We start from the raw sequence: 24,772 nt of genomic DNA, 5'->3' as shown, positions 1-24,772 counted from the left end.
AGCCGATGTCCGTGATGATGCCCAAGCCGTCCGAGGCGATCCTCGGCCGCCGCCAGTCGATCGTTGACGCCCTGCGCGCGATCGTGCCGGGCGAGGGCGTGGTGGATGCAGCCAACGAGATGGCCGTGTTCGAATCCGACGGCCTGACCGCCTATCGCCAGATGCCGCTGGTGGTCGTGCTGCCGTCGACGGTGGAGCAGGTGGCCCGTGTCCTGCAATATTGTCACGCCAACGAGATCCCGGTGGTGCCGCGCGGCTCCGGCACCTCTCTGTCCGGCGGCGCCCTGCCGCTCGAGGACGGCGTGCTCCTGGTCCTGTCGAAGTTCAACCGGGTGCTGGAGATCGACTACGACAATCGCTGCGCCGTGGTGCAGCCGGGCGTGACCAATCTCGGCATCACCAAGGCGGTGGAAGGCGAGGGGTTCTACTACGCGCCCGATCCGTCCTCGCAGATCGCCTGCTCGATCGGCGGCAATGTCGCGGAGAATTCCGGCGGCGTGCACTGCCTGAAATACGGACTCACCGCCAACAACGTCCTCGGCATCGAGTTCGTCACCATCGAGGGCGAGGTGGTGCGCCTCGGCGGCAAGCATCTGGAGGCCGAAGGCTACGATTTCCTCGGCCTGATGACCGGCTCGGAAGGCCTACTCGGCGTCGTGACCGAGGTCACGGTCCGCATCCTGCAGAAGCCGGAGACCGCGCGGGCGGTGCTGATCGGCTTTCCCACCTCCGAACAGGCCGGCGAGTGCGTGGCCGCGATCATCGCCAAGGGCATCATACCGGCGGGTATGGAGATGATGGACCGGCCGGCCATCCATGCGGCGGAAGATTTCGTCCATGCCGGCTATCCCCGCGACGTCGAGGCGCTGCTGATCGTCGAGCTCGACGGGCCGGGCGCCGAGGTCGACCATCTCCTGGCCGAGGTTGCGGCAATTGCCGACGCCAACGGCGCCACCGTCACCAAGGTCTCGAATTCGGAAGAAGAGCGTGCGTCGTTCTGGGCGGGCCGCAAGGCGGCGTTCCCGGCGGTCGGCCGCATCTCGCCGGATTATTACTGCATGGACGGCACCATTCCGCGCAAGGAGCTGCCGCGGGTGCTGGCCGGGATGAAGGCGTTCTCGGAAAAATACGATCTGCGCGTCGCCAATGTCTTCCATGCCGGCGACGGCAATCTGCATCCGCTGATCCTCTACGACGCCAACAAGGAGGGCGAGCTGCACCGGGCCGAGGAGTTCGGCAACGACATCCTGCGCCTGTGCGTGGAAGTCGGCGGCGTCCTGACCGGCGAGCACGGTGTCGGCGTGGAAAAGCGCGACCTGATGCCGGAGATGTTCAGCGAGGACGATCTGCGCCACCAGCAGCGGGTCAAATGCGCCTTCGACGACAAGCATCTGCTCAATCCCGGCAAGGTCTTCCCGCAGCTCCATCGCTGCGCCGAACTCGGCCGGATGCATGTCCACAAGGGGCAGGTGGCCTTTCCCGACCTGCCGAGGTTCTGACCATGAGCGAGTTGCGTTCGACCGGCGCGGCCGGCCCCGCCGCGTCCATCCTGCGCCCCGAGACCGCAATCCAGCTCCGCGACATCGTCGCGGCGGCGGTGTCGCAGGAAGAGCCGCTGGCGGTCGAGGGCACCGGCTCCAAGCGCGGTCTTGGACGGCCGGTGCAGGCGGCGCGCACCCTGTCGCTGTCGGCCATGGCCGGCGTGACCCTGTACGAACCCGAAGAGCTGGTCCTGTCGGCACGCGTCGGCACGCCCATCGCCGAGATCGAGAGGCTTCTGGACGAGGCCGGCCAGCGCCTGGAATTCGAGCCGCTCGACTACGGTCCGCTGCATGGGCTGGAGCCGGGCCTCGGCACGATCGGCGGCGTCGTCGCCTGCAATCTCGCCGGGCCGCGGCGGCTGAAGCACGGCGCGGCCCGCGATCATATTCTCGGCGTCCATGCGGTCTCGGGCCGTGGTGAGATGTTCAAGTCCGGCGGCCGGGTGGTGAAGAACGTCACCGGCTACGATCTCTCCAAGGGGCTCACCGGCTCCTTCGGCACGCTGGCGGTGATGACCGACGTGACGCTGAAGGTCCTGCCGAAGACCGAGACCGAGACGACGATCGTGCTGCGCGGTCTCGCCGACGACGCGGCGACCGGCGCCATGGCGGCGGCGATGGGCTCGTCGGCGGAGGCCTCGGGCGCGGCGCATCTGCCGATGTATGTCGCCTCGCGCGTCGCCGACGGCCATCTCGGCAACGACGCGGCAACGCTGATCCGGCTGGAAGGCTTCGGCCCGTCGGTCGCGGCGCGTTCGGCCTATCTCAGCGCCGCGCTGGAGAAGGTCGGGAAGGTCGAGCATCTGGAGGGCGAGGCATCGCGCGCCGTCTGGCGCGACGTGCGCGATATCCGGCCTTTCGTCGACGGCACCGACAAGCCGGTCTGGCGCCTGTCCGTCACCCCGACCCGCGGCCACGAGATCGTCATGAGCCTGCGCATGCAGGCAGCGATCGACGCCTTCTACGACTGGCAGGGCGGTCTTGTCTGGCTGCGCATGGAAGGCGAGCCGGAGGCCGAGCTGGTGCGCGAGACGATTCGGCGCTTCGGCGGCGGCCATGCGACGCTGGTGCGCGCGGCCGAAAGCGTGCGGGCGGCGACCGCCGTCTTCCAGCCGCAGCCGGGACCGCTGGCGGGCCTCGCCAGCCGGCTGAAGCAGCAGTTCGACCCCGCCGGCGTGCTCAATCCCGGGCGGATGGGCTAGGCGGGCTGCCGCGCCGGCGGTTCGCATCGATGACGTTTCCAGACTCTTTCATGGGCCAGACCTTTGCAAACCACCTTCTCCCCCGCGCAGCTCGCCGACCCCGAGACCGCGCATTCCGAGCAGATCATCCGCAAATGCGTGCATTGCGGCTTCTGCACCGCGACCTGCCCGACCTATGTCACCCTCGGCAACGAGCTCGACAGCCCGCGCGGGCGCATCTACCTGATCAAGGAGATGCTGGAGAACGACCGGCCGGCCGACGAGAAGACCGTCACCCATATCGACCGCTGCCTGTCGTGCCTCGCCTGCATGACGACCTGCCCGTCGGGCGTGAACTACATGCATCTCGTCGATCATGCCCGCGCCCATATCGAGCGGACCTATGAGCGGCCGCTGGCCGACCGGATGATCCGCCGGATCCTGGCGATGACGCTGCCCTATCCCGAGCGGTTCCGCGCGAGCCTCGTCATGGCGCGCATCGGCCGGCCCTTCGCCGGGCTGTTCGATGCGATCAAGCCGCTGAAGCCGCTGGCCGCGATGTTGAAGCTGGCGCCGGGCGCCGTGCCGGCGAAGTCGCCGGTCAACGCGCCGGGCGTGCGGCCGGCCGAGGGGCCGCGGAAGAAGCGGGTGGCGCTGCTGCGCGGCTGCGCCCAGTCGGTGCTCGATCCGAAGATCAACGAGGCGACGGTGCGGCTTCTGAACCGGCTCGGCGTCGAGGTGGTGGTGCCGGAGGGCGAGGGCTGCTGCGGCGCCCTGGTCCATCACATGGGCCAGGAAGAGCCGGCACTGGATTTCGCCCGCCGCAACATCGACGTCTGGTCGCGAACGGCAGACGCCGACGGCCTCGACGCGATCATCATCACCGCATCGGGCTGCGGCACGACGATCAAGGATTACGGCCACATGCTGCGGCTAGACCCGGCCTATGCCGAGAAGGCGGCACGGGTCTCAGGGCTGGCCAAGGACGTCACCGAGTTCCTCTCCGAGCTGGAACTGCCGCTGCCGGTCAACGCGACCGATCTGGTGGTGGCCTATCACTCGGCCTGCTCGATGCAGCACGGCCAGAAGATCACGAAAGCCCCGAAAGTGCTCCTGGCGCAGGCCGGCTTCACCGTTCGCGACGTGCCCGAAGGCCACATCTGCTGCGGCTCGGCCGGCACCTACAACATCCTGCAGCCCGAGATCGCCGCCACCCTGCGCGACCGCAAGGTCAAGAACATCGCGAGCATCGCGCCGCAGGCGATCGCCACCGGCAATATCGGCTGCATGACGCAGATCGGCTCGGGCACCGGCATTCCGATCCTGCACACGATCGAATTGCTGGACTGGGCCTTTGGCGGCGAGAGGCCGGCGAGCCTTGCCGCAGTCCGACCCCGCGGCGAGCCCGGCCTCGTCGCGGCGGAGTAACCCCCAACGCAAAACGGCCCGCCGTTGCCGGCGGGCCGTGATGTCGAAGCGACCGGGCGCTGGGCTCAGCCGCCGAAGATCGAGGCGATGACGTTTTCACGCACGACGCCGACTTCGGTATAGACGTTCTTCGGGCCCTGTCCGCTGGGGCCGATGACGATGACCTTGGTGCCGTTCGGCACGCGCTCATACAGGTGCTCGACGTCCTGGTTCATCATGCGGATGCAGCCCGAGGACATGTTCTGGCCGATGGTCCAGGGCTGGTTGGTGCCGTGGATCCGGAACAGCGAATCGCGACCGCCGCGATACAGATACATCGCCCGCGCGCCCAGCGGGTTGGCCGGGCCACCCTTCATGTGGGCCGGCAGGATGCGGCCCTTGGCGCGCTCGCGCTTGATCATCGACGGCGGCGGCGTCCAGCCCGGCCACTCGGCCTTGCGGCCGACGCTCATCCGACCCGACCAGCCGAAGCCTTCGCGGCCGACGCCGACGCCGTAGCGCGTCGCCATGCCGTTGCCTTCGACGAAGTAGAGATATTTGCGCTGGGAATCGACGATGATGGTGCCCGGCTTCTCACGCGTCTCGATACGCACCTGCCGGCGATGATACTGGGCCGCCGGGCCGCGCTGGGCGAGGGCCCGGTGCTGCGTGCGGGCGGCAACGCGCTCGGCGCTGACCGTCACCCATTTGTTGGTCGCGTGGTCGTAGCGGCGCACGTCTTCGGCGCTGGCCTGTCCGGTCACCGCCAGGGCCATGATCGCCGTCAGGCCGGCTCCGGCCCATCGTGTCCAGTTCTGCATGGGAGGCTCCTCTCGTTTGGCGGGGCGGAGCAAAGCCCACCGTGTCCCGCGCCTCGTTGTCGTCATTGTGCCATGGTTTGAACGCATTCTCGCCGCGTTGGTCGCATCGAGTTCCGCATTCCGTTGAGGAAAGTCGGGGCTGTTGCCGTTAGAGCACAACGACCCTGGTTCCGACCTTCACCCGTTCGTAGAGATCCATCACGTCCTGGTTGCGCATGCGGATGCAGCCCGAGGACACTGCGCGGCCGATCGTCCAGGGCTGGTTAGTGCCGTGGATCCGGTAGAGCGTGGAGCCGAGATAGAGCGCGCGGGCGCCCAGCGGGTTGGCTTCGCCGCCCTTCATGTGAGCCGGCAGTATCCGCCCCTTCTTGCGTTCGCGGGCGATCATCGCCTTGGGCGGCGTCCAGCTCGGCCATTCGGCCTTGCGGGTGATCGGATGCCGGCCCTTCCAGCCGAAGCCGGGCTTGCCGACGCCGACGCCGTAGCGGCGCGCCGTGCCGTCGCGGCCGACATGGTAGAGGAACTTCGCCCTGGTATCGACGACGATGGTGCCGGCCGGCTCGCGGCCGTTGTAGGGCACGGTCTGGGGCAGGAATTGCGGGTCGACGGCGTTCGGGGCGGGAAGATTGCGGGTCGCCAGCGCAACCTGCTGATGTCCGGTCACCGGTGCGGCGCTGCGCGTTCCGGGCAGATAGCCGGGCCGCACGCCGGGCGCCTGGCCGCGGACGCGCTGCTGGGCGTAGCCAGGACGCACGACGACGCGGGCGCCGGTCGAGGGTGCTGCAGCGCCGCGGCGGCCGCCGAGGACGACACCTGACGCGGCGGCCCGCTGGTAACTGCGAGCGACGCCGTCACCCGGCGACAATTGCAGGAGCCAGCGGTCGGCCAGATCGGGCGCGATCTCGACCGGCGGCAGGCTGCGGTATCGCTCCTGCGCCTCGCTCGCCGCGGGGCAGGCCAGAATCGCCAGCAGGCCGACAAGTGCGCGCCGGGCGGATATCGGTATCGCCATGATGTCCCTCGATTGCCGGATCGGGGCCGGCTTGCGCCTGCCGCCTCGACACCGAGCCTCGCTGCAAAGGGCAAGGGAATGGTAAACGCGCCGGTCCGAAACACCCTCGAAAACGGAAACAGTTTCATAAGGTTAAGCAGCGGTTTCGGGGCGTGGTTAAGGGCGCGTGTAGGGCCTGCCGCGGCGCGGTGCTCGGCGTAGATGCAGCACGCCTGCCACACTGTGCCGAATTAAAGCGCACGCTGGAATTTCAGGCATTGTGCAATGCAGCATAATTGCTAGATTCGATCCCGGCGTCCAAAGGCGCCATGACGGGCACCAGAACCCGGATGCGGGACGAACGCACGCAATGGCATGAACCGGTCGCACAAGGCTGCGATCGCAACCCCTTCGCCATGGCCGCTGGACCGGCCATAGGAGCCCTGCCATGATCGCTCTGACCCTGATCGTCTGCCTCAACTCCGCCCCCGCCGACTGCCGCCCCGAGCAGGTCGCCTTCGACGGTTCCATCATGCAATGCGCCCTGTTCGGCCAGGCTGCCGCCGTCGAACATCTGAAGGCGCGGCCGAAATGGCATTTGAAGCGCTATCGCTGCGCGTCGGGCCGCTCGACCAACGCCTGAGGCCGGCAGGCGGCGCATCGCTACGGTAGCTTGCCACTTCGACGGGCGCCTGCGAAAACTGCGCCATGGACCCATCGATGCACGACGCGCCGCCGCCGGACGGCCTGATCCGCGGCCCGGACGGCCTGCTGCGCTGCGCCTGGCACGGCGGCGACGAGCTCTATCGTCGCTACCATGACGAGGAATGGGGCCGGCCGACCGCCGACGACGACCGGCTCTATGAAAAGCTCTGCCTGGAAGGGTTTCAGGCGGGGCTCTCCTGGCTGACCATCCTGCGCAAGCGCGAGGCCTTTCGCGAACTGTTCCACGGCTACACGATCGCGCGGGTGGCGGCGATGGACGAGGCGGACGTCGAGCGGATCGTCCTCGACGCCCGCATCATCCGGCATCGCGGCAAGATCGTCTCGGCGATCAACAATGCCCGCCGCGCCAATGCGCTGCGCGCCGAGCACGGCTCGCTGGCACGCTTCCTATGGGGCCACGCGCCGGATGCGGACGAGCGGCCGGCGATGGTGACCGCCGAATGGCTGCGCGCCAACCCTGTCACCCCCGCCTCGACGCGCCTGTCGAAGGCCCTGAAGAAGGCCGGCTTCACCTTTGTCGGCCCGACTACCGTCTACGCCTTCATGCAGTCGCTGGGCTTCGTCAACGACCACATCGACGGCTGCTGCATGCGCGACGATTGCGCAGCGGCGCGGGACGCGTTCACGCCGCCGGGGTGAGGGGTACATCATGCGTCCGTGTTGGTGATGATCGCGGCCGGAGTGTCGGTGTTCGGCCGCAGCATCGTGACGAGGCTGGGGTAAACGATGATCGTCACCGGAGCGGCGGTTGCGGCGCTGAGGCATGGGTCCTCGGGTCAAGCCCGAGGATGACGACCTTGTTGGAGGTTTTCGCTTTACTCCAGAGGCGGCCGTGGTCTCTGGATGCCGCGGTTTCTGCGACTGGCCGCAACGTTCCTTCTCGGCGTCATCCTCGGGCTTGACCCGAGGACCCATGCCAAGCCGGTTCCGCCGCCACACACGCCTCAGAATACACCCCCGCTTGACGCCGCCACCGCGACCATCGACGCTCCACCGATGGCCGGCACCGTCTACATCATGGCGTCGCAGAAGAACGGCACGCTCTATATCGGCGTCACGTCGGACCTGTCGCGACGTGTGTACGAGCACAAGAGCGGCCTGACCAAAGGCTTCGTAAAGGCCCATGGGGTGACGCGGCTGGTCTGGTACGAAGACCATGTCGACATCGGCAGTGCCATCCAGCGGGAGAAATCCCTCAAGCGCTGGCGGCGGCAATGGAAGATCGACCTGATCGAGGCGATGAACCCGGAGTGGATCGAACTCTATCGTGGCATGGGGTGGTGAGGCGTTGCGCGGGGGTATCGGCACCGGAGCGGCGGTTGCGGCGCCGAGGCATGGGTCCTCGGGGCAAGCCCGAGGATGACGCCGAGATTTGAGCTTTGCCGCCAATCGCCACCGTCTGCGCAGTCGCCGGGGCCGGGGCATCGAAAGGCCCGCAGGCGCTGAAACAGTCCACAGCCGCTGGGAGTGTAGCGAAGACCTCCAACAAGGTCGTCATCCTCGGGCTTGACCCGAGGACCCATGCCAAGCCGGTTCCGCTGCCACATACGTCTCAGAACACATCCCCCCGCTTGACGCCGCCACCGCGACCATCAACGCTCCACCCATGGCCGGCACCGTCTACATCATGGCGTCGCAGAAGAACGGCACGCTCTATATCGGCGTCACGTCGGACCTGTCGCGACGGGTGTACGAGCACAAGAGCGGCCTGACCCGGGGTTTCGTGAAGGCTCATGGGGTGACGCGGCTGGTCTGGTACGAAGATCATGTCGACATCGGCAGCGCGATCCAGCGGGAGAAATCGCTGAAACGCTGGCGGCGGCAATGGAAGATCGACCTGATCGAGGCAATGAACCCGGAGTGGAACGAACTCTATCGCGGTATGGGGTGGTGAGGTGTTGCGCGGGGGTATCGTCACCGGAGCGGAGGTTGCTGCGTCGAGGCATGGGTCCTCGGGTCAAGCCCGAGGATGACGACCTTGTTGGAGGTTTTCGCTTTCCTCCAGAGGCGGCCGTGATCTCCGGATGCCGCTGTTTCTGCGACTGGCCGCAGCGTTCCCTCTCGGCGTCATCCTCGGGCTTGACCCGAGGACCCATGCCAAATCGTTGACGCTGCCGACCACCCCTCCGATCTGCATCTCAGCTGCGTCGTTGGCCGCGTTTACGCCCCTCGCTGTGCACGCCGCCACCACGCGCCTTGCAAAACCGCCTTGCCTTGCCGAAATCGGGCGCACGGGGTAGGGGATCGCCCGCAGGAAAGGGTGCATCTGAGCGCCCGTCAAACCGTTTGGACGCAGCGCATTCATGGCCGACAAGAAGAAGAAACCGTCGAGGGTCCAGGCACGGGTGCCGCGCGGCTTCGTCGATCGCGACGCCAGCGATCTGCGCGCCCAGGATGCCATGCTGGCGAAGATCCGCCGGGTCTACGAGACCTACGGCTTCGAGCCGGTGGAGACGCCGGTGTTCGAATATACCGACGCGCTGGGCAAGTTCTTGCCGGATGCCGACCGGCCGAATGCCGGCGTGTTCTCGCTGCAGGACGACGACGAGGCGTGGATGAGCCTGCGCTACGATCTGACGGCGCCGCTCGCCCGCTATGTGGCGGAGAATTACGAGAGCCTGCCCAAGCCCTATCGCAGCTACCGCGCCGGCTATGTCTTCCGCAACGAAAAGCCGGGGCCGGGCCGCTTCCGCCAGTTCATGCAGTTCGACGCCGACATCGTCGGCGCGCCGAACGTGTCGGCCGATGCCGAGATGGCGATGATGATGGCCGACACGATGGAGGCGCTGGGCATCCCGCGCGGCCAGTATGTCATCCGCGTCAACAACCGGAAGGTGCTCGACGGCGTTCTCGAGGCGATCGGCCTTGGCGGCGACGAGAATGCCGGCCGCCGCCTGACCGTGCTGCGGGCGATCGACAAGCTGGACAAGTTCGGCCCCGATGGCGTCAAGCTGCTGCTCGGCAAGGGACGCTGGGACGGCGGGCAGGAAGGCGAGGGCGATTTCACGCCGGGCGCCGGGCTGGACGACGCGCAGACGGGAAAGATCCTCGGCTTTGTCGGCGCATCGAAGATCGACGAGCTCGCCGGCATATTCCCCGGCCAGGCCGCCGAAGGACGGATGGGCGAGGGCATTGCCGAACTGAACGATATCCAGGCGTATCTGGACGGTGCGGGCTATCTGGGCCGGGTTTCGATCGATCCTTCCGTCGTCCGCGGCCTTGAATACTATACCGGGCCGGTCTTCGAGGCGGAGCTGCTGTTCGACGTCACCAACGAGAAGGGCCAGAAGGTCCAGTTCGGCTCGGTCGGCGGCGGCGGGCGCTATGACGGGCTGGTGTCGCGCTTCATGAGCCAGCCGGTGCCGGCGACGGGCTTTTCCATCGGCGTTTCCCGGCTGATGACGGCGCTGAAGAATCTCGGCCGCCTCGATGCCGCCGAGCGGACCGGGCCGGTGGTGGTCACCGTGATGGACCGCGACCGCATGGCCGACTACCAGGCGATGGCGACGACGCTGCGCGCGGCGCTGAACACCGACGCGAACGGCAATCCGACGGCGACGCCGGTGCCGGTCGAGGTGTTCCAGGGCAACCCCAAGCAGTTCGGCAAGCAGCTGCAATATGCCGACCGGCGCAATGCCCCGGTGGTGGTCATCCAGGGCGGCGACGAGAAGGCGGCCGGCAAGGTGCAGGTCAAGGATCTGGCGCTCGGCAAGGAACTGTCCGCCGAGATCACCGACAATGCCGAATGGCGCGAGGCGCGGGCCGGTCAGGAAATGGTCGACGAGGCCGACATGGTCGCGGCCGTGAAGGCGATCCTGGCGCGCCAGAACGGCCGTTCCGGCGGCGATGCCGGCAACGGAGCCTGAGACCGTGAGCGCCGAGACCCGCGCCGGAACGGGCGCGCCCTACGAAGCCGAGCTCGGCGCGCTGTTCGCCGCCCGCGGCGCGGCGCGCGTCGACGTGCCGATCATCCAGCCGGCCGATCCCTATCTCGACACGGCAGGCGAGGCGCTGCGCCGGCGTATTTTCCTGACCCGCGGCGAGGCCGGCGAGACCCTGTGCCTGCGGCCCGATTTCACCATCCCCGTCTGCCGCGACCATGTCGGCCACGGCGCGACGCTGCCGCGCCGCTACAGCTATGCCGGGCTGGTGTTCCGTCAGCGGCCGACCGGGCCGGGCGAGTTCTACCAGGCCGGGATCGAGGACCTGGGCGAGGAGAACGCCGCGACGGCCGATGCGCGGGCGCTGGCCGACGCTCTGGCGGGGCTTGAGACCTGCGGTCTCCAAGCCAGAGAGCTCGATCTCGTTCTCGGCGACCAGGGCCTATTCGAGGCGTTCCTGCGGGCGCTGGGCCTTCCGGAAGGCTGGCAGCGCCGGCTGGTGCGCACCTTCGGTCATGACGATCAGCTGGAAGCGGCGCTCGCTGCGCTGGCGCGTGGCGGCAGCGGCGCGCTGGATACGCTCGACCCGGAGTTTGCCGAACTCGCCCGTCTCGGCGAGCAGGGCGCGCTGACCTTCAGGATCCGCGAACGCATGGAGGAGGCGGGACTGCCGCCCCATTCCGGGCGCTCGCCGGGCGAGGTCGCGGCGCGGCTGATCGAGAAGGTGGCGATTGCCGAAGCCCGGCTCAGCGAGGGCTCGCTGCAGCTTCTGCGCCGGTTCCTGGCCATCGACGCGCCCCTGTCGGAGGCCGGCACGGTCATCGGCGATCTCGCCGGCGCGGCCGGGCTCGATCTCGGCCGGGCGCTGACCTTCTTCGAGACCCGCAATCTCGCGCTGCGGGCGGCCGGCGTCGATCTCGCCGCGGTGCGCTATCGGGCGGCCTTCGGTCGGCCGATCGACTATTACACCGGCCTCGTCTTCGAGGCGCGCCGCAAGGGTTCCAACGAGCCGCTGGCGGGCGGCGGGCGCTATGACCGGCTGTTGAGCATACTGGGCGCCGAGCGGCCCGTGCCGGCCGTCGGCTTTTCGCTCTGGCTCGACCGCATCGCCAGCCGGACGGGAGACGCGGCATGACGCTCACCCTCGCGATCCCGTCCAAGGGGCGGTTGAAGGACAAGGCCGTCGCGGCGCTGGCCGGGGCCGGCATCCATGTGGCGTCGGCCGAGGATTCGCGCAGCTACCGCACCAGCGTCACCGGCGCGCCGGGACTGGAAGTGCTGCTGCTGTCGGCCTCGGAGATTGCTCGCGAACTGCGCGACGGAGCGATCGATTTCGGCATCACCGGCGAGGATCTGATCCGCGAGACCATCGCAGAGCCCGACCAAATGGTGGAAACGGTCGCCCGCCTCGGCTTCGGTCATGCCGACGTGGTGGTGGCCGTGCCCGATGCCTGGGTCGACGTGGAGACGATGGAAGACCTGAACGACGTGGCCGGCGGCTATCGTGCCCGCCACGGGCGCCGCCTGCGGGTGGCGACGAAATACTGGCGGCTGACCCAGAGCTTCTTCACGCGGCGCAACGGGATCCAGAGCTACCGCATCGTGGAAAGCCTCGGTGCGACCGAGGGCACGCCGGCGGCCGGCTCGGCGGATGTCATCGTCGACATCACCTCGACCGGCTCCACCCTGACCGCGAACCATCTCAAGATCCTGTCCGATGGGGTGATTTTGCGGTCGCAGGCCTGCCTGATCCGCTCGCTGGTTGCGCGCGACCGGCAGGATGTGGCCGAGGCGGACGCCCTTGCCGCCCGGTTCGGTTCGGCGCCGGACTGACATCAGCCCGGTGGCACCGTCGCTCCCGGTGGGGAAGCGGCGGTCTGTTCTGCTCAGGACTATCCGGGTCTGTGGCCGCCCGTCGCCTGCAGGCATTCGACGAAGAGATCGAGAACATATTTCCGGTCAGGACTGTTGCGTCTGATGTCGGCCTCCGAATGGATGACCTTTTCCATCAACATCCAGGCGACGTATTCCCGGCTGACCTGGCCGGAATTGATACTGACACGTTCCGTCATATTTCCCCCATCGAACCTGCTGGCCGGCGTCACGTGGCGAATCTCACGCGCCGCGATGCTATAAGAAGAAAATTCGATAAGGCAACAGAACTGACGTAAAGGAATCCACATTCGGCGGATGTCGGTTTGGAGGGGGGTGCGGTTCGGGGAAGCGCACACGAAAAAGCCGCCCCGGCGCGTTTGCGACCGGAGCGGCTGAAGTGTTCTTCAGACCTTTGGGCCCATCAGGCGTAGCGGCTTTCGCGCTTCGGCTTGTCGACGGCCAGCGCTCCGGCACCTGCACCGGCAAGGGCGAGGAAGCCGCCGGCGAGGGCGATGTTCTTGAGCAGCGCGGTCTGGTCGTCGATATGGGCGAGGAGACCGGTGGCGACGCAGAAGGCGGCCAGCGCGATGGCCACGGCCCGCGTCTGGAAGCCGACGAGGACCGCGATGCCGGCCAGAAGCTCGAAGGCGCCGACGACATAGGCCATCACGAGCGGTGCGGGCACGCCGAGGCTGGACAGATAGCCCGAGAAGCCTGCGGCACCGGCGAGCTTGCCGAAGCCTGACAGGATGAAGATGATCGACAGGAGAACCCTGCCGAGAAGGATGAGATTGGCGTTCATGGCGATGTCTCCAGGGCGGCGTCGTTGCGGTGGATGGTGTTCCGCAGTGCCTTTGTCGGTTGAACCGTTGCACAGGTAAACTGCCGCGCCGGAACTTGCATCCCGGCCCGGCGCCGACAATTCGTCAACCAAAAACGATACAATCGCAGTTCTGGTGGCGACGACCGATAGGCAGGCATCGATCGTCGCCGTCTGTCAGGTGGATCAGCCCGGCGCGATCATGGTGCGCGGATCGACGATCCGGTCGTAATCCGCCTCGGAGACGAGGCCGCTCGCGACGGCTTCCTCGCGCAGGGTCGTGCCGTTCTGATGCGCCGTCTTGGCGATCTTGGCGGCCGCATCGTAGCCGATGGTCGGCGCCAGCGCGGTCACCAGCATCAGCGACTGCTCCATCAGGCTCTGGATGCGCTCCTCGTTCGCCTCGATGCCGTCGACGCAATGTTCGGCGAAGCTGACCATGGAATCGGCCAGAAGCCGGATCGAGGACAGGACGGCGTTGGCGATGACCGGCTTGAAGACGTTCAGCTCGAAATGGCCCTGCGAGGCGGCCACCGTCACGGTGGTGTCGTGGCCGAAGATCTCGGTGGCGACCATGGTGATGGCCTCGGCCTGGGTCGGGTTGACCTTGCCCGGCATGATCGACGAGCCGGGCTCGTTGGCCGGCAGGTTGAGTTCGCCGAGGCCGGAGCGCGGACCGGAGCCGAGGAAGCGGATGTCGTTGGCGATCTTCATCAGGTCGGCGGCCAGCGAATTGAGCGCGCCGTGGAAGAAGGTCAGCGCGCCATGCGAGGCCAGCGCCTCGAACTTGTTGGTCGCGGTGCGGAACGCCTCGCCGGTGAGCTTGGCGACCTCGGCGGCGACCGCCGTATCGAAGCCCTCGGGGGCGTTGAGGCCGGTGCCGACAGCCGTGCCGCCCTGGGCCAGCGCCAGGACACCGTCGAGAGCGTCGTTGATGCGCTTCTTGGAGAGCTCCAGCGCCGCGGCGTAGCCGGAGAATTCCTGGCCGAGCGTCACCGGCGTGGCGTCCTGGGTATGGGTGCGGCCGATCTTGATGATCGATGCATATTGCTTCGCCTTGGCGTCCAGCGAGCCGTGCAGCCGGTCGAGCGCCGGCAGCAGCAGGCGGCGGGTCTCCAGCACCGTGGCGACATGCATGGCCGTCGGGAAGACGTCGTTGGACGACTGGCTCATGTTGACGTGGTCGTTGGGATGCACCGGCTTCTTGCTGCCCATGGTGCCGCCGAGCATCTCGATCGCCCGGTTCGAGATGACCTCGTTGACGTTCATGTTGGTCTGGGTGCCCGAGCCGGTCTGCCAGACGACGAGGGGAAAGTGGTCGTCGAGCTTGCCGGCAACGATCTCGTCGGCGGCGCTCTCGATGGCGTCGGCGATCTGGCCGTCGAGACGGCCCATCGAGGTGTTCACCCGGGCGACCGCCTTCTTGACGAGGGCAAGGGCGTGGATCAGCGGCAGCGGCTGGCGGTCACCCCCGATGCGGAAATTGTTGCGCGACCGTTCGGTCTGGGCGCCCCAGTAGCGGTCGGCCTCGACTTCGATGGCGCCGATGGAATCGGTTTCGGTACGGGTGCTCATCTTCTGCCCTTCGCAGCTCGTGTACAGGTCGGGCATGGCTTACCGGGCGCGCCGCCGGATCGGAAGGGGCGGACGCAGGGTAAAATCGGTTTAGGCCGGCGGCGAAGCCTCAAACGAAACAGGCGGGCCCCGGGGGACCCGCCTGCAAGCTGTCGTCATGAATGGTGGCCGGTCAGCCGGCCGGGCAATGCGCCCCGGTCGCGGCCCAGGCCTCGTAGAGCGCGCCGAACTGCTCCTGCGTGCCCGGCACCTTCTCGCGGCCCTGGCCCGGATTCCAGCCCCAGCCGACCAGGTCATCGGCGGCCATGTGCTCGACGAGTTCGGCCAGGGTCTTGCCGCCATTGCGGTCCTGATCCTTGATCTGCACGCAGATTTCGGCCAGCGAACGCCCCTCCCAGGCCATCTCGATCGGCGCCACATGCCAGTTGGGATTGCCGGGGATCGAGCGGATGCCCTCGGCCTGTGCCACCACCTGGACATTCTCGGGGCCATGGCAGGTGTTGCACATCATGCCGGGGGCGCCGAAATTGGAATCGCCGCGCACGACGGGCGGCTGGTGCTCGCGCATCTCCATGCCCTGGAGCGGCGAGTTGCCCGCCGGATGGCAGTTCACGCAGCGCGGATGCAGGAGCACCTTGCCGGTTTCCTCGAAGATGGCGATCGAGCGCTGGGTCTCGTCGGCGATCCCGTCGAAGGCCGAGACCGGCTTCAGGGTCCGCTCGGGATCGGCCTGGGGCGCGACGGCAGGCGTCGAGGGTTCGGGCGCCGCGGGCGCGCGTTCCTGAGCACCGGCCGGACCCATGACGAGGCCGGCGGCGACGAGGATGCCGGCGAAGCGGCCGGCCAGGGATGTCATTGACGTCACAGATGCTGTCCTGTCGTTCACGAGACGAGATTGCCGACGATCGGCAGGCGGCGCACCGGCTGGCCGGTCAGGCGACGCCAGGCATTGGCGACGGCCGGGCCGATCGGCGGAGTACCGGGTTCGCCGACACCCGTCGGCGGCTCGCTGGAAGGGATGATGGCGACCTCGACCTCGGGCATCTCGTTGATGCGCAGCGAACGATAGTCGTGGAAGTTGGACTGGACGACGCGGCCGCCGTCGCCGAGCGTGATCTGGTCGTAGAGGATCGCGCCGAGGCCGTAGCCGATGCCGCCCTCCATCTGGGCCCGGATGATGTTCGGATTGACGGCGACGCCGCAATCGACCGCGCACCAGACCTTGTGGACCTTGGGAGCCCCGTCCTCGCCGATGGAGACCTCGGCAATCTCCGCGACATAGGTGTTGAAGCTCTTGTGGACGGCGACGCCGCGCTGGCGGCCTTCCGGCGCGGGGGTGCCCCAGCCGGCGATCTCGGCGACCTTCTTCAGGACGGCCGTGTGGCGCGGATGCTCGCCGAGCAGCGCCAGGCGCCCCTCGACAGGATCCTTGCCGGCCTTTTCCAGCATCTCGTCGAGGAAGGTCTCGACGGCGAAGGCGGTGTGGGTGTGGCCAACCGAACGCCACCACAGGATCGGTACCGGCAGCTCGGTCTGATGCGCGTAGACCCGGCGATTGGGGATCGCATAGGGCAGGTCCGAGGCGCCCTCGACCGTCGTCTCGTCGAGTTCGGTCTTGTTCATGATCGACTGGCCGGCGATCTTGTGGTCCCAGGCGACGATGTTGCCCTCGGAATCGATCGCGCCCTTGATCGCGTGGACGTAGATCGGGCGGTAGAAGCCGCCGCGGATGTCGTCCTCGCGGGTCCACATGTGCTTGATCGGACGGTCCATGCCGGACGCCTTGAAGGCGGCTGACGCCTCGCGCATGTAGGGCGAGCCGAACTGGGCGCGGCGGCCGAAGCTGCCGCCGGCGAGCTGCATGTTCACCCGCACCTTCGACGCGTCGACGCCGCAGACCTCGGCGATCGCAGCCTTGTCCTGGCCGGGGAATTGCGAGCCGTTGTAGCAGTCGATCGAGCCGTCTTCCTGCTTGATCAGCACCGCGTCGAGCGGCTCCATCGGGGCATGGGCGAGGAAGGGGAAGACGAGGTCGGAGTGCATCGTGGTGATGCCGTTCGCCGAGGAGGCGCCGTCGACGTCGCCTTCATTCGCCGCCTCGAGCCCTTCGCCGGAGAACAGCGCGCGGTAGTCCTCGTAGATCTCCTCGCTGGAGCGCGACTCGGCGGTGGTCAGGTCCCAGACGATCTTCAGCGCATCGCGCGCCTTCAGGGCGGCATAGGTGTTCTCGGCATAGACCGCGATGCCCTGCGGGATCTGCTGGATGTCGACGACGCCGGGGATCTGGCGGGCCGCCGTATCGTCGAAGCTCTGCACCGTGGCGCCGAAATGGGCCGGATGCGCGACCATGGCGATCATCATGTTGTCGGCGAGCACGTCGAGGGTGAAGACCGCCTTGCCGTTGGTCTTTTCCGGCGTGTCGAGCTTCGGCCGGTCGGTGCCGATCAGGACGAAGTCCTTCGGGTCCTTGAGGGCCGGATCGGACGGCGCATCCATGGTGGCGGCCTTGTCGGCGAGTTCGCCGAAGCCGGACTCCTTGCCGGAGGCCGCATGGGCGATGCGACCCTTGGAGACGGTGATCTCCTCGGCCGGTACGCCCCATTCCTCGGCCGCTGCGGCGACCAGCATGGCCCGTGCCGTGGCGCCGGCCTTGCGCATCTGCTCGTAGGAATTGGCGATCGACGTGGACCCGCCGGTGCCCTGCAGGCCGAAAGCGAGGTTCTTGTAGGTCTCGTCCGCGGGCGCCGCGGCGGCGCGCATCTGGCTCCAGTCGGCGTCGAGTTCCTCGGCGACCAGCGTGGTCAGGCCCGTATAGGGACCCTGGCCGAACTCGATATGCTTCGACAGGACCGTGACCGTGCTGTCCGGCGCGATGCGCACGAAGGCGTTGAACTCGCTCGCCGGGCCGGCGGGACCGGCCGGCGCGCCCTGGATCAGGGCAGCGGCGGCCTTCGTCCGCGAGGCCAGCGCCACGCCGATGACGAGACCGGTGCCGATCAGGAAGTTGCGGCGGGTCGGGTTGATGGTCTGGATACCCATGGGATCAGCCCTCCAGCGTGTCGGAGGCGTCGTGGATCGCCTGGCGGATGCGTTGATAGGTGGCGCAGCGGCAGATGTTGCCGGCCATGGCGTTGTCGATGTCCTCGTCGCTCGGCGTCGGATTGAACTGCAGCAGCGAGACGGCCGACATGATCTGTCCGGACTGGCAATAGCCGCATTGCGGCACGTCGATGGCGGTCCAGGCGGCCTGCACGGCCTCCGCTTCCGCACCCTCGACGCCCTCGATGGTGGTGACGCTGGAGCCGTCGACGGTGGAGATCGGCGTGATGCAGGAGCGCCGGGTCATGCCGTCGAGATGCACGGTGCAGGCGCCGCACTGGGCGATGCCGCAGCCATATTTGGTGCCGGTCAGGCGCTCGGCGTCACGGATGACCCAGAGCAGGGGCGTGTCGGGATCGCCGTCGAACGTCTTCTGTTCGCCGTTGAGTGTGAAACTGATCAAGGGAAGCCTCCTTCAGGGCGGCCGGTCAGGCAGGTGCCGCCACGCGGCTCCGTCATGATTTGGATTGATTCCAAAATAGCCGAACAACGGGAAACGGCAACCACAATCGGGTGTCCGCACCGTCGTCGAGAGGGGAGGAGGGGTTGGAATTGCTGCGGCGCACACAGTGCGTCACGCGGGGCCCAATGGTGCGACGTGCGGCGGGATTCCGCACATGAAAAAGGCCGCCCCATGGGGACGGCCTCTCGAAGCGTCTTCGGCTTGTAGCGCGATCAGCTGGTCTGGTCGTTAACCGCGTCCTTGACCTTGCCGTAATTCTTCTGGGTCTTGCCTTCGACTTCGTCGGCCGCACCCTCGCCCTTCAGGCGCTCGTTGCCGGTCAGGTCGCCGGCAGCCTGCTTGAGCTTGCCACCGGCTTCGGTGGCGGCACCCTTGACTTCGTTCTTGTCGACCATTGGACATTCCTTTGCTTCGTTGCCGGCAGTGTCTGCCAAGCTTCGATATCCAAACGGCTTTCGGGTGCGGTTGTTCCGGGAAAACTGCGGCGGGTTCAGCGTATGAGGCCGACGATCTGCGTGATGGCCAGGCCGCAGACGAGAAGGCCGACGATGCGCAACAGGGCCGTCTCGGGGATCCGGCGCACGATCACGCCGGCGAAGGGCGCCGCTGCGACGCCGCCAACGATCAGGCCGAGAATGGCGAGGCCGTGGGTCGTCAGATCGCCGGCCTCGTCCCAATGTCCGGTGACGAGCGCGAAGACGAAGGTCAGCGAGACCGAGAGGGTGACGAGGAACTCGGCCGTGTTGACGGTGCCGATGACGTAGCGCGGCTGGCCGCCGGCGCCGAGCAGGCCGGAGGTTACGATCGGTCCCCAGCCGCCGCCGCCGACCGCGTCGAGGAAGCCGCCGCAGGCGGCCAGCGGCATGGAGGTCGCGGGCGAGACCGGCCTGCTGGGGATCTTCCGGAACGAGCGGACGAGGAGATAGACGCCGATCACCGCCAGATAGGCGCCGACATAGGGGCGCAGAATACTGCCGGAGATGCTGGTCAGGACGTAGGTGCCGAGAACGCCGCCGAGAATGCCGAGGGGCACGAGGCGCCAGAACAGCTTCCAGTCGACATTGCGGTTGGCGAGATGCGCGGTGCCCGACGCCGCGGTGGTGAAGAGTTCGGCCGTGTGGACCGAGGCCGAGGCCGCGGCGGGCGCGACGCCGAAGGACAGGAGCACGGTGGAGGAGACGATGCCGTAGGCCATGCCGAGCGCGCCATCGACGAGCTGGGCGAGGAAGCCGACGGCAAGAAACAGGAGGAAGTCGCTCATGGAAGACCCGGTCGTTGGAGACCGGATCAGGCTATCTTATTCCTATCTCGTGGATAGGAATAGAAGTTCGGCGGAGGGGCTGCCGCGCGCACATCCTGTGCGTATTTCGCCGACCCATGAGATCGGACATCTTCGACGCCCGCGGCGCGCGGTGTGACCGCATATGCCTGGGCGGACGCCGGGGCGGATGGGGCGCATCCCGGCCTAGACGGGATCGTCGGCCCGGTCCCCATCGCCGAAATGCTTAGCTTCCAGAATGGCGGCCGTGGCGTCGCGCACCGCCAGAAGCGCGGTGCGGGTCTCGCAGGTCTCCACGTCGCGGCAATCCTCGCAGCGGCGATAGGCGGTGCGGGACGCGCAAGGGGCCAGCGCCAGCGGACCGTCCACGACGCGCAGGACATCGGCGAAGCTGATCTCGTCGCCGGGCCGCGCCAGGCGGTAGCCGCCACGCGCCCCCCGCAGGCTGACGAGAAGGCCCGCCTGTTTCAGCTCGGCCAGGATCGCTTCGAGAAACTTGCGCGGAATCTGCTCTTCGGCGGCGATGACGGCGGCCGACACGGGCGCGGCCCGCGGCGCGATGTTCCTCAGGGAGCGGATGGCGTAGCGGGCGCGCTGCGAGATCATGGCATGTCTATCGCAAGGCGGGCGCGGCCGGGCAAGCCGGTGCTGCCGGATGCGGGCAGGGCGCACGAAAAAGGGGCCCGGCGATGCCGAGCCCCTCGATAGTCCGGATGAATGTCCGGCCGGTTCGGACTTCTTAGAAGTCCATACCGCCCATGCCACCCATGCCGCCCATGCCGCCGGGCATGCCGCCGCCACCGCCGGCCGACTCCTTCTTCGGAGCCTCCGAGATCATGGCTTCGGTGGTGACCAGCAGGCCGGCGACCGATGCCGCGTCCTGGAGAGCCGAGCGAACGACCTTGACCGGATCGACGATGCCCATCTGGATCATGTCGCCATACTCGCCCGTCGCGGCGTTGTAGCCGAAGGACAGGGACTCGTTCTCGAGGATCTTGCCCACGATGATCGAGCCTTCCGCACCGGCGTTCTGGACGATCTGACGGATCGGAGCCTGAAGCGCCTTGCGGACGATGGCGATGCCGGCGTCCTGGTCGGCATTGATGCCCTTGATGGTGACGGCGTTCGAAGCGCGCAGCAGCGCGACGCCACCACCGGCCACGATGCCTTCTTCGACGGCCGCACGGGTCGCGTTGAGGGCGTCGTCGACGCGATCCTTCTTCTCCTTGACTTCGACTTCCGTCGCACCGCCGACGCGGATGACGGCGACGCCGCCTGCGAGCTTGGCGAGACGCTCCTGGAGCTTCTCGCGGTCGTAGTCCGAGGTGGTCTCCTCGATCTGACCCTTGATCTGGCCAACGCGGGCTTCGATCTGGGTCTTCTCACCGGCACCATCGACGATGGTGGTGTTTTCCTTGGTGATCGAGACCTTCTTGGCGCGGCCGAGCATGTCGAGGGTGACGTTCTCGAGCTTGATGCCGACGTCCTCGGAGATGACCGTACCGCCGGTCAGGACGGCGATGTCCTCGAGCATGGCCTTGCGGCGATCGCCGAAGCCCGGTGCCTTGACGGCCGCGATCTTCAGGCCGCCACGCAGCTTGTTGACGACCAGCGTGGCCAGGGCCTCGCCCTCGACGTCCTCGGCGATGATGAGGAGCGGCTTGGAGGACTGCACGACGGACTCGAGGACCGGCAGCAGCGCCTGGAGGTTGGAGAGCTTCTTCTCGTGCAGGAGGATGTAGCAATCCTCGAGCTCGGCGACCATCTTCTCCGGGTTGGTCACGAAGTACGGCGACAGGTAGCCGCGGTCGAACTGCATGCCTTCGACGACTTCGAGCTCGGTCTCGGCGGTCTTGGCTTCCTCGACGGTGATGACACCCTCGTTGCCGACCTTCTGCATGGCCGAGGCGATCATCTCGCCGATTTCCTTCTCGCCATTGGCGGAGATGGTGCCGACCTGGGCGACTTCGTCCGAGGTGTCGATCGAGCGGGCGGCAACGCCGAGAGCCTCGACGACCTTCAGGACGGCCGCGTCGATGCCGCGCTTGACGTCCATCGGGTTCATGCCGGCGGCAACGGCCTTGGCACCCTCGCGGACGATCGCCTGGGCGAGAACCGTCGCGGTGGTCGTGCCGTCACCGGCCTTGTCGTTGGTCTTCGAGGCCACTTCGCGCACCATCTGGGCGCCCATGTTCTCGAACTTGTCCTCGAGCTCGATCTCCTTGGCGACCGAGACACCGTCCTTGGTGATGCGCGGGGCGCCGAAGGACTTGTCGATGACGACGTTACGACCCTTCGGGCCGAGGGTCACCTTGACCGCGTCGGCAAGAATGTCGACGCCACGCAGCATGCGCTCACGTGCGTCGCGGCCGAACTTTACTTCTTTAGCTGCCATGTTCGTATTCTCCCGGGCGCGCCATCTGATCAGGCCGCGCCGTTTCGAAGTTTCGTGGAATTACGGAAATCGCAGGCGCCTGATCAGGCGACGACGCCCATGATGTCGGATTCCTTCATGATCAGGAAGTCTTCGCCGTTCAGCTTGACCTCGGTGCCCGACCACTTGCCGAAGAGGACGCGATCGCCCGCCTTTACGTCCAGCGGCACGACCTTGCCCGAATCGTCACGAGCACCGGAACCGACGGCGACGATCTCGCCTTCCTGCGGCTTCTCCTTGGCGGTGTCCGGAATGATGATGCCGCCAGCCGTCTTGGCTTCGGATTCCACCCGACGGACCACGACGCGGTCGTGCAGAGGACGGAAATTCACAGCTGCCATGTTCGTTGAACCCTTCGTTGACGGATATGGCCGGACCCGCTTTTCGGCATCCGGCGTGAACAACTGGCACTCACCTGGGGCGAGTGCTAACGACGATGGAGATAGTGTCGCAGCCGGCGCGGTGTCAAGCGGTCGGCGCATCGCGTCATCGAAGTTTCGTTAATCGCCGTGCGGGATCGGCCCGGCATCCCTGGGCGGGGTTGACGCGGCAGGTGCAGGCGCTTGCGACAGCGCTTCGCCTTGACCGGTCGGCAGGCCGCCTCTATCGGCACGGGACAGGCAATGGCAGCGTGGACACCGATGGAAACTTCTCTCTCCGACACCGGCCGCGGGACGGATACCGTCCGACCGCCGCGGGACGTCCGGCCGATCGCCGCGCTGGCCGAGATCGCCGGCGACTATGACGCGATCTTCTGCGACGTCTGGGGCGTCGTCCACAATGGCGTCGTCAAGCATCCGGCCGCCGAGGCGGCGCTGACGGCGGCGCGTGCGGCGGGCGTCAAGGTGGTGCTCCTGACCAACTCGCCGCGCCCGTCGGCCGGGGTCGTCGCGCAGCTCGGCACGATGGATTTCTCCCACGACGCCTATGACGCCATCGTCACCTCCGGCGACGCGACGCGCGCCCTGATCGCCGATGTCGCGGGACCCGTCTTCCATATCGGACCGGAGCGCGACTACGACCTCTTCGCCGGCATCGACGTCGATCTGGTCGGTGAGGCCGACGCGAGGGCCGTGATCGTCACGGGCCTTTACAATGACGAGATCGAGACGCCGGCGGACTATGCCGACATGCTGGCACGGCTGCAGGCGCTCGACCTGCCGATGATCTGCGCCAATCCGGACATCGTCGTGCATCGCGGCGAACGGCTGATCCCGTGCTCCGGCGCACTGGCGCGCGACTACGGCCTGATCGGCGGCACGGTGCGCCTTGCCGGCAAGCCGCACCGGCCGATCTACGACGTTGCGTCTCGCGTCCTCGATCTGGGGTCCTCGTCGCGGGTGCTGGCGATCGGCGACGGGCTGATGACCGACGTGAAGGGCGCCAATGATTTCGGCGCCGACGCGCTGCTGATCACCGACGGCATCCATGGCGAGGAACTGGCGTCGGCGGATTCGGCGACGCAGACCGTCGCCGCCGTCCTGTCGGAACGCGGCCTGACGGCGCGCTACTTCATGGCTGCCCTGACATGATGCCAGACGCGATCGCGCGTCTCGGCTCGGTCGCGGACGTGCCGGCGGATCTGCGCGGCGCCGTCGTGGCGGTGGGCAATTTCGACGGCGTGCATCGCGGCCATCAGGCCGTCCTGGGAGAGGCCCGGACCATCGCGGCGGCCGAAGGACGGCCGCTCGTCTGCCTGACCTTCGAGCCGCATCCGCGCTCGGTGTTCCGTCCCGACCAGCCGGTGGCGCGGCTGACGCCGGCGCCGATGAAGGCGCGCCTCCTGGAGATGCTCGGCTTCGACGCGGTGGTCGAACAGGGGTTCTCCCGCGAGTTTGCCGGCCTCGCGCCGGAAGCCTTCGTCGAGACCGTGCTGGTCGAGGCGATGGGCGCCCATCACGTGGTTGCCGGCTTCGATTTCCATTATGGCGCCAAGCGCGGCGGCACGCCCAAGACGCTGGCCGAGGCGGGCCGGATGCATGGCTTCGGCGCCACCTTGGTGCCGGCCTTCGTCGACGAGGGCGGCGAGACGGTGTCGTCGAGCCGGATCCGCGACCGCCTCGGGGAGGGCGCCGTCGCCGAGGCCGCGGGGCTGCTCGGCTACCGCTGGACGATCGCCGGCGAGGTGGTCGGCGGTGCCAGGCTCGGCCGCACGCTCGGCTATCCGACCGCCAACATGGTCATCGAGCCGGACAGCCTGTTGAAGCACGGCATCTATGCGGTGCGCCTGCGCCGTGCCGACGGCACGCTGCATGATGGCGTGGCGAGCTTCGGTCGTCGCCCGACCTTCGACAATGGCGCCGCGCTGTTCGAGACCTTCCTGTTCGACTTTTCCGGCGATCTCTATGGCGAGACCGTTTCGGTGTCGCTGTTCGGCTTCCTGCGCGGCGAGGAGCGCTTCGACGGCGCCGAGGCGCTGATTGCCCAGATGGATCGCGACGCGGACGAAGCCCGGGCGATGCTCGCCGGCGTCGCGCCGCTCGGCGACCTCGACCGCCGCATGGCGTTCTGACCGACTGCCTGTAGCTCGCGACCAGGCCCGCCGCCTGCCTGCCGCCTGCCGCGTTCTTTCCATCCGGGCGCGGAGTTGCTAAAGCCACGCCATGTTGGATCCACGCGCAATACTCCGTCCGGGCCGAATTAGTCGCCCGGCCTTCTGACCGGCCAGGCCGGAGAAGG

Annotated in this window: 25 protein-coding genes; 12 read left to right on the top strand and 13 right to left on the bottom strand. The window is 67.5% G+C overall.

Annotated features, from left to right (window positions below; genetic code table 11):
- The first annotated feature begins 5 nt into the window (after positions 1–5).
- The 3 genes from N7I30_RS06885 to glcF all read left to right on the top strand — a co-directional run bounded on the left by N7I30_RS06885 (position 6) and on the right by glcF (position 4,150).
- Positions 6–1,499 (top strand): FAD-linked oxidase C-terminal domain-containing protein, encoded by a 1,494-nt coding sequence (locus N7I30_RS06885; RefSeq protein WP_187392085.1) that lies wholly within the window; start codon positions 6–8, stop codon positions 1,497–1,499.
- A gap of 2 nt (positions 1,500–1,501) precedes the next feature.
- On the top strand, positions 1,502–2,743 hold the full coding sequence (gene glcE, locus N7I30_RS06880) for a glycolate oxidase subunit GlcE (protein WP_498637660.1): 1,242 nt from the start codon (positions 1,502–1,504) through the stop codon (positions 2,741–2,743).
- Between the two features lie 63 nt (positions 2,744–2,806).
- Positions 2,807–4,150 carry a glycolate oxidase subunit GlcF gene (glcF, locus tag N7I30_RS06875; protein WP_498637658.1) on the top strand — a complete coding sequence of 448 codons (1,344 nt, stop codon included), beginning with the start codon at positions 2,807–2,809 and terminating at the stop codon, positions 4,148–4,150.
- Between the two features lie 65 nt (positions 4,151–4,215).
- Here the strand turns inward: glcF and N7I30_RS06870 are convergent, their stop codons facing one another.
- Positions 4,216–4,950: a L,D-transpeptidase gene (locus N7I30_RS06870; protein WP_228238449.1), complete on the bottom strand. Its 735-nt coding sequence runs from the start codon at positions 4,948–4,950 to the stop codon at positions 4,216–4,218.
- A gap of 148 nt (positions 4,951–5,098) precedes the next feature.
- Positions 5,099–5,962 carry a L,D-transpeptidase gene (locus N7I30_RS06865; RefSeq protein WP_498637656.1) on the bottom strand — a complete coding sequence of 288 codons (864 nt, stop codon included), beginning with the start codon at positions 5,960–5,962 and terminating at the stop codon, positions 5,099–5,101.
- Between the two features lie 427 nt (positions 5,963–6,389).
- Here N7I30_RS06865 and N7I30_RS06860 point away from each other — a divergent pair, with 427 nt between their 5' ends.
- The 7 genes from N7I30_RS06860 to hisG all read left to right on the top strand — a co-directional run bounded on the left by N7I30_RS06860 (position 6,390) and on the right by hisG (position 12,381).
- Positions 6,390–6,584, top strand: coding sequence for a hypothetical protein (locus N7I30_RS06860; protein WP_024349277.1), 195 nt, complete (start codon positions 6,390–6,392; stop codon positions 6,582–6,584).
- Between the two features lie 65 nt (positions 6,585–6,649).
- Positions 6,650–7,306: a DNA-3-methyladenine glycosylase I gene (locus N7I30_RS06855; protein WP_498637655.1), complete on the top strand. Its 657-nt coding sequence runs from the start codon at positions 6,650–6,652 to the stop codon at positions 7,304–7,306.
- Positions 7,307–7,663: 357 nt separating this feature from the next.
- A complete protein-coding gene (locus N7I30_RS06850; RefSeq protein WP_498637653.1) occupies positions 7,664–7,951 on the top strand; it encodes a GIY-YIG nuclease family protein in 288 nt (95 codons plus the stop codon).
- 322 nt (positions 7,952–8,273) lie between these two features.
- Positions 8,274–8,561 (top strand): GIY-YIG nuclease family protein, encoded by a 288-nt coding sequence (locus N7I30_RS06845; RefSeq protein ID WP_024349275.1) that lies wholly within the window; start codon positions 8,274–8,276, stop codon positions 8,559–8,561.
- Between the two features lie 409 nt (positions 8,562–8,970).
- Entirely contained in the window at positions 8,971–10,533 is a 1,563-nt protein-coding gene (hisS, locus tag N7I30_RS06840) for a histidine--tRNA ligase (protein ID WP_498637651.1), read from the top strand.
- Between the two features lie 4 nt (positions 10,534–10,537).
- The gene (locus N7I30_RS06835; protein WP_498637649.1) at positions 10,538–11,683 is read left to right on the top strand and encodes an ATP phosphoribosyltransferase regulatory subunit; all 1,146 of its coding nucleotides are present in this window, start codon (positions 10,538–10,540) and stop codon (positions 11,681–11,683) included.
- Positions 11,680–12,381, top strand: a complete 702-nt coding sequence (hisG, locus tag N7I30_RS06830; RefSeq protein ID WP_024349271.1) for an ATP phosphoribosyltransferase — start codon at positions 11,680–11,682, stop codon at positions 12,379–12,381. Before N7I30_RS06835 ends, hisG begins: the two co-directional genes overlap by 4 nt.
- A 59-nt stretch (positions 12,382–12,440) precedes the next feature.
- Here the strand turns inward: hisG and N7I30_RS06825 are convergent, their stop codons facing one another.
- The 11 genes from N7I30_RS06825 to groES form a co-directional block, all read right to left on the bottom strand.
- The gene (locus N7I30_RS06825) at positions 12,441–12,731 is read right to left on the bottom strand and encodes a hypothetical protein (RefSeq protein WP_498637647.1); all 291 of its coding nucleotides are present in this window, start codon (positions 12,729–12,731) and stop codon (positions 12,441–12,443) included.
- Positions 12,732–12,844: 113 nt separating this feature from the next.
- Complete coding sequence (locus N7I30_RS06820; RefSeq protein ID WP_035694448.1) at positions 12,845–13,225, bottom strand: DoxX family protein; 381 nt, start codon at positions 13,223–13,225, stop codon at positions 12,845–12,847.
- Between the two features lie 204 nt (positions 13,226–13,429).
- Positions 13,430–14,818, bottom strand: coding sequence for a class II fumarate hydratase (gene fumC / locus N7I30_RS06815; protein WP_024349268.1), 1,389 nt, complete (start codon positions 14,816–14,818; stop codon positions 13,430–13,432).
- Positions 14,819–14,990: 172 nt separating this feature from the next.
- Entirely contained in the window at positions 14,991–15,674 is a 684-nt protein-coding gene (locus tag N7I30_RS06810) for an Isoquinoline 1-oxidoreductase subunit (RefSeq protein WP_498637841.1), read from the bottom strand.
- Between the two features lie 26 nt (positions 15,675–15,700).
- A complete protein-coding gene (locus N7I30_RS06805) occupies positions 15,701–17,857 on the bottom strand; it encodes a xanthine dehydrogenase family protein molybdopterin-binding subunit (protein ID WP_498637644.1) in 2,157 nt (718 codons plus the stop codon).
- Between the two features lie 4 nt (positions 17,858–17,861).
- On the bottom strand, positions 17,862–18,320 hold the full coding sequence (locus N7I30_RS06800) for a (2Fe-2S)-binding protein (protein WP_009208293.1): 459 nt from the start codon (positions 18,318–18,320) through the stop codon (positions 17,862–17,864).
- 272 nt (positions 18,321–18,592) lie between these two features.
- Positions 18,593–18,775, bottom strand: coding sequence for a CsbD family protein (locus N7I30_RS06795; protein ID WP_187392159.1), 183 nt, complete (start codon positions 18,773–18,775; stop codon positions 18,593–18,595).
- A gap of 95 nt (positions 18,776–18,870) precedes the next feature.
- Positions 18,871–19,641, bottom strand: a complete 771-nt coding sequence (locus tag N7I30_RS06790) for a sulfite exporter TauE/SafE family protein (protein WP_498637641.1) — start codon at positions 19,639–19,641, stop codon at positions 18,871–18,873.
- A 204-nt stretch (positions 19,642–19,845) separates the two neighbouring features.
- The gene (locus N7I30_RS06785; protein ID WP_498637639.1) at positions 19,846–20,265 is read right to left on the bottom strand and encodes an RrF2 family transcriptional regulator; all 420 of its coding nucleotides are present in this window, start codon (positions 20,263–20,265) and stop codon (positions 19,846–19,848) included.
- A 133-nt stretch (positions 20,266–20,398) separates the two neighbouring features.
- Positions 20,399–22,054 carry a chaperonin GroEL gene (gene groL / locus N7I30_RS06780; protein ID WP_009208296.1) on the bottom strand — a complete coding sequence of 552 codons (1,656 nt, stop codon included), beginning with the start codon at positions 22,052–22,054 and terminating at the stop codon, positions 20,399–20,401.
- A gap of 83 nt (positions 22,055–22,137) precedes the next feature.
- Positions 22,138–22,434 carry a co-chaperone GroES gene (gene groES, locus N7I30_RS06775; protein ID WP_024349261.1) on the bottom strand — a complete coding sequence of 99 codons (297 nt, stop codon included), beginning with the start codon at positions 22,432–22,434 and terminating at the stop codon, positions 22,138–22,140.
- Positions 22,435–22,716: 282 nt separating this feature from the next.
- Between groES and N7I30_RS06770 the strand changes: the two genes are divergently transcribed.
- Entirely contained in the window at positions 22,717–23,625 is a 909-nt protein-coding gene (locus N7I30_RS06770; protein ID WP_498637636.1) for a TIGR01459 family HAD-type hydrolase, read from the top strand.
- Complete coding sequence (locus tag N7I30_RS06765; RefSeq protein ID WP_498637839.1) at positions 23,625–24,605, top strand: bifunctional riboflavin kinase/FAD synthetase; 981 nt, start codon at positions 23,625–23,627, stop codon at positions 24,603–24,605. The genes N7I30_RS06770 and N7I30_RS06765 overlap by 1 nt, the downstream gene beginning before the upstream one ends.
- The last annotated feature ends 167 nt before the right edge of the window (positions 24,606–24,772 follow it).

This window comes from Aurantimonas litoralis (genome assembly GCF_026153195.1).
GTDB classification, from domain to species: domain Bacteria; phylum Pseudomonadota; class Alphaproteobacteria; order Rhizobiales; family Rhizobiaceae; genus Aurantimonas; species Aurantimonas coralicida.
The sequence above is the reverse complement of the archived record's forward strand: the minus strand, read 5'-3'. Positions and strand labels throughout refer to the sequence as shown.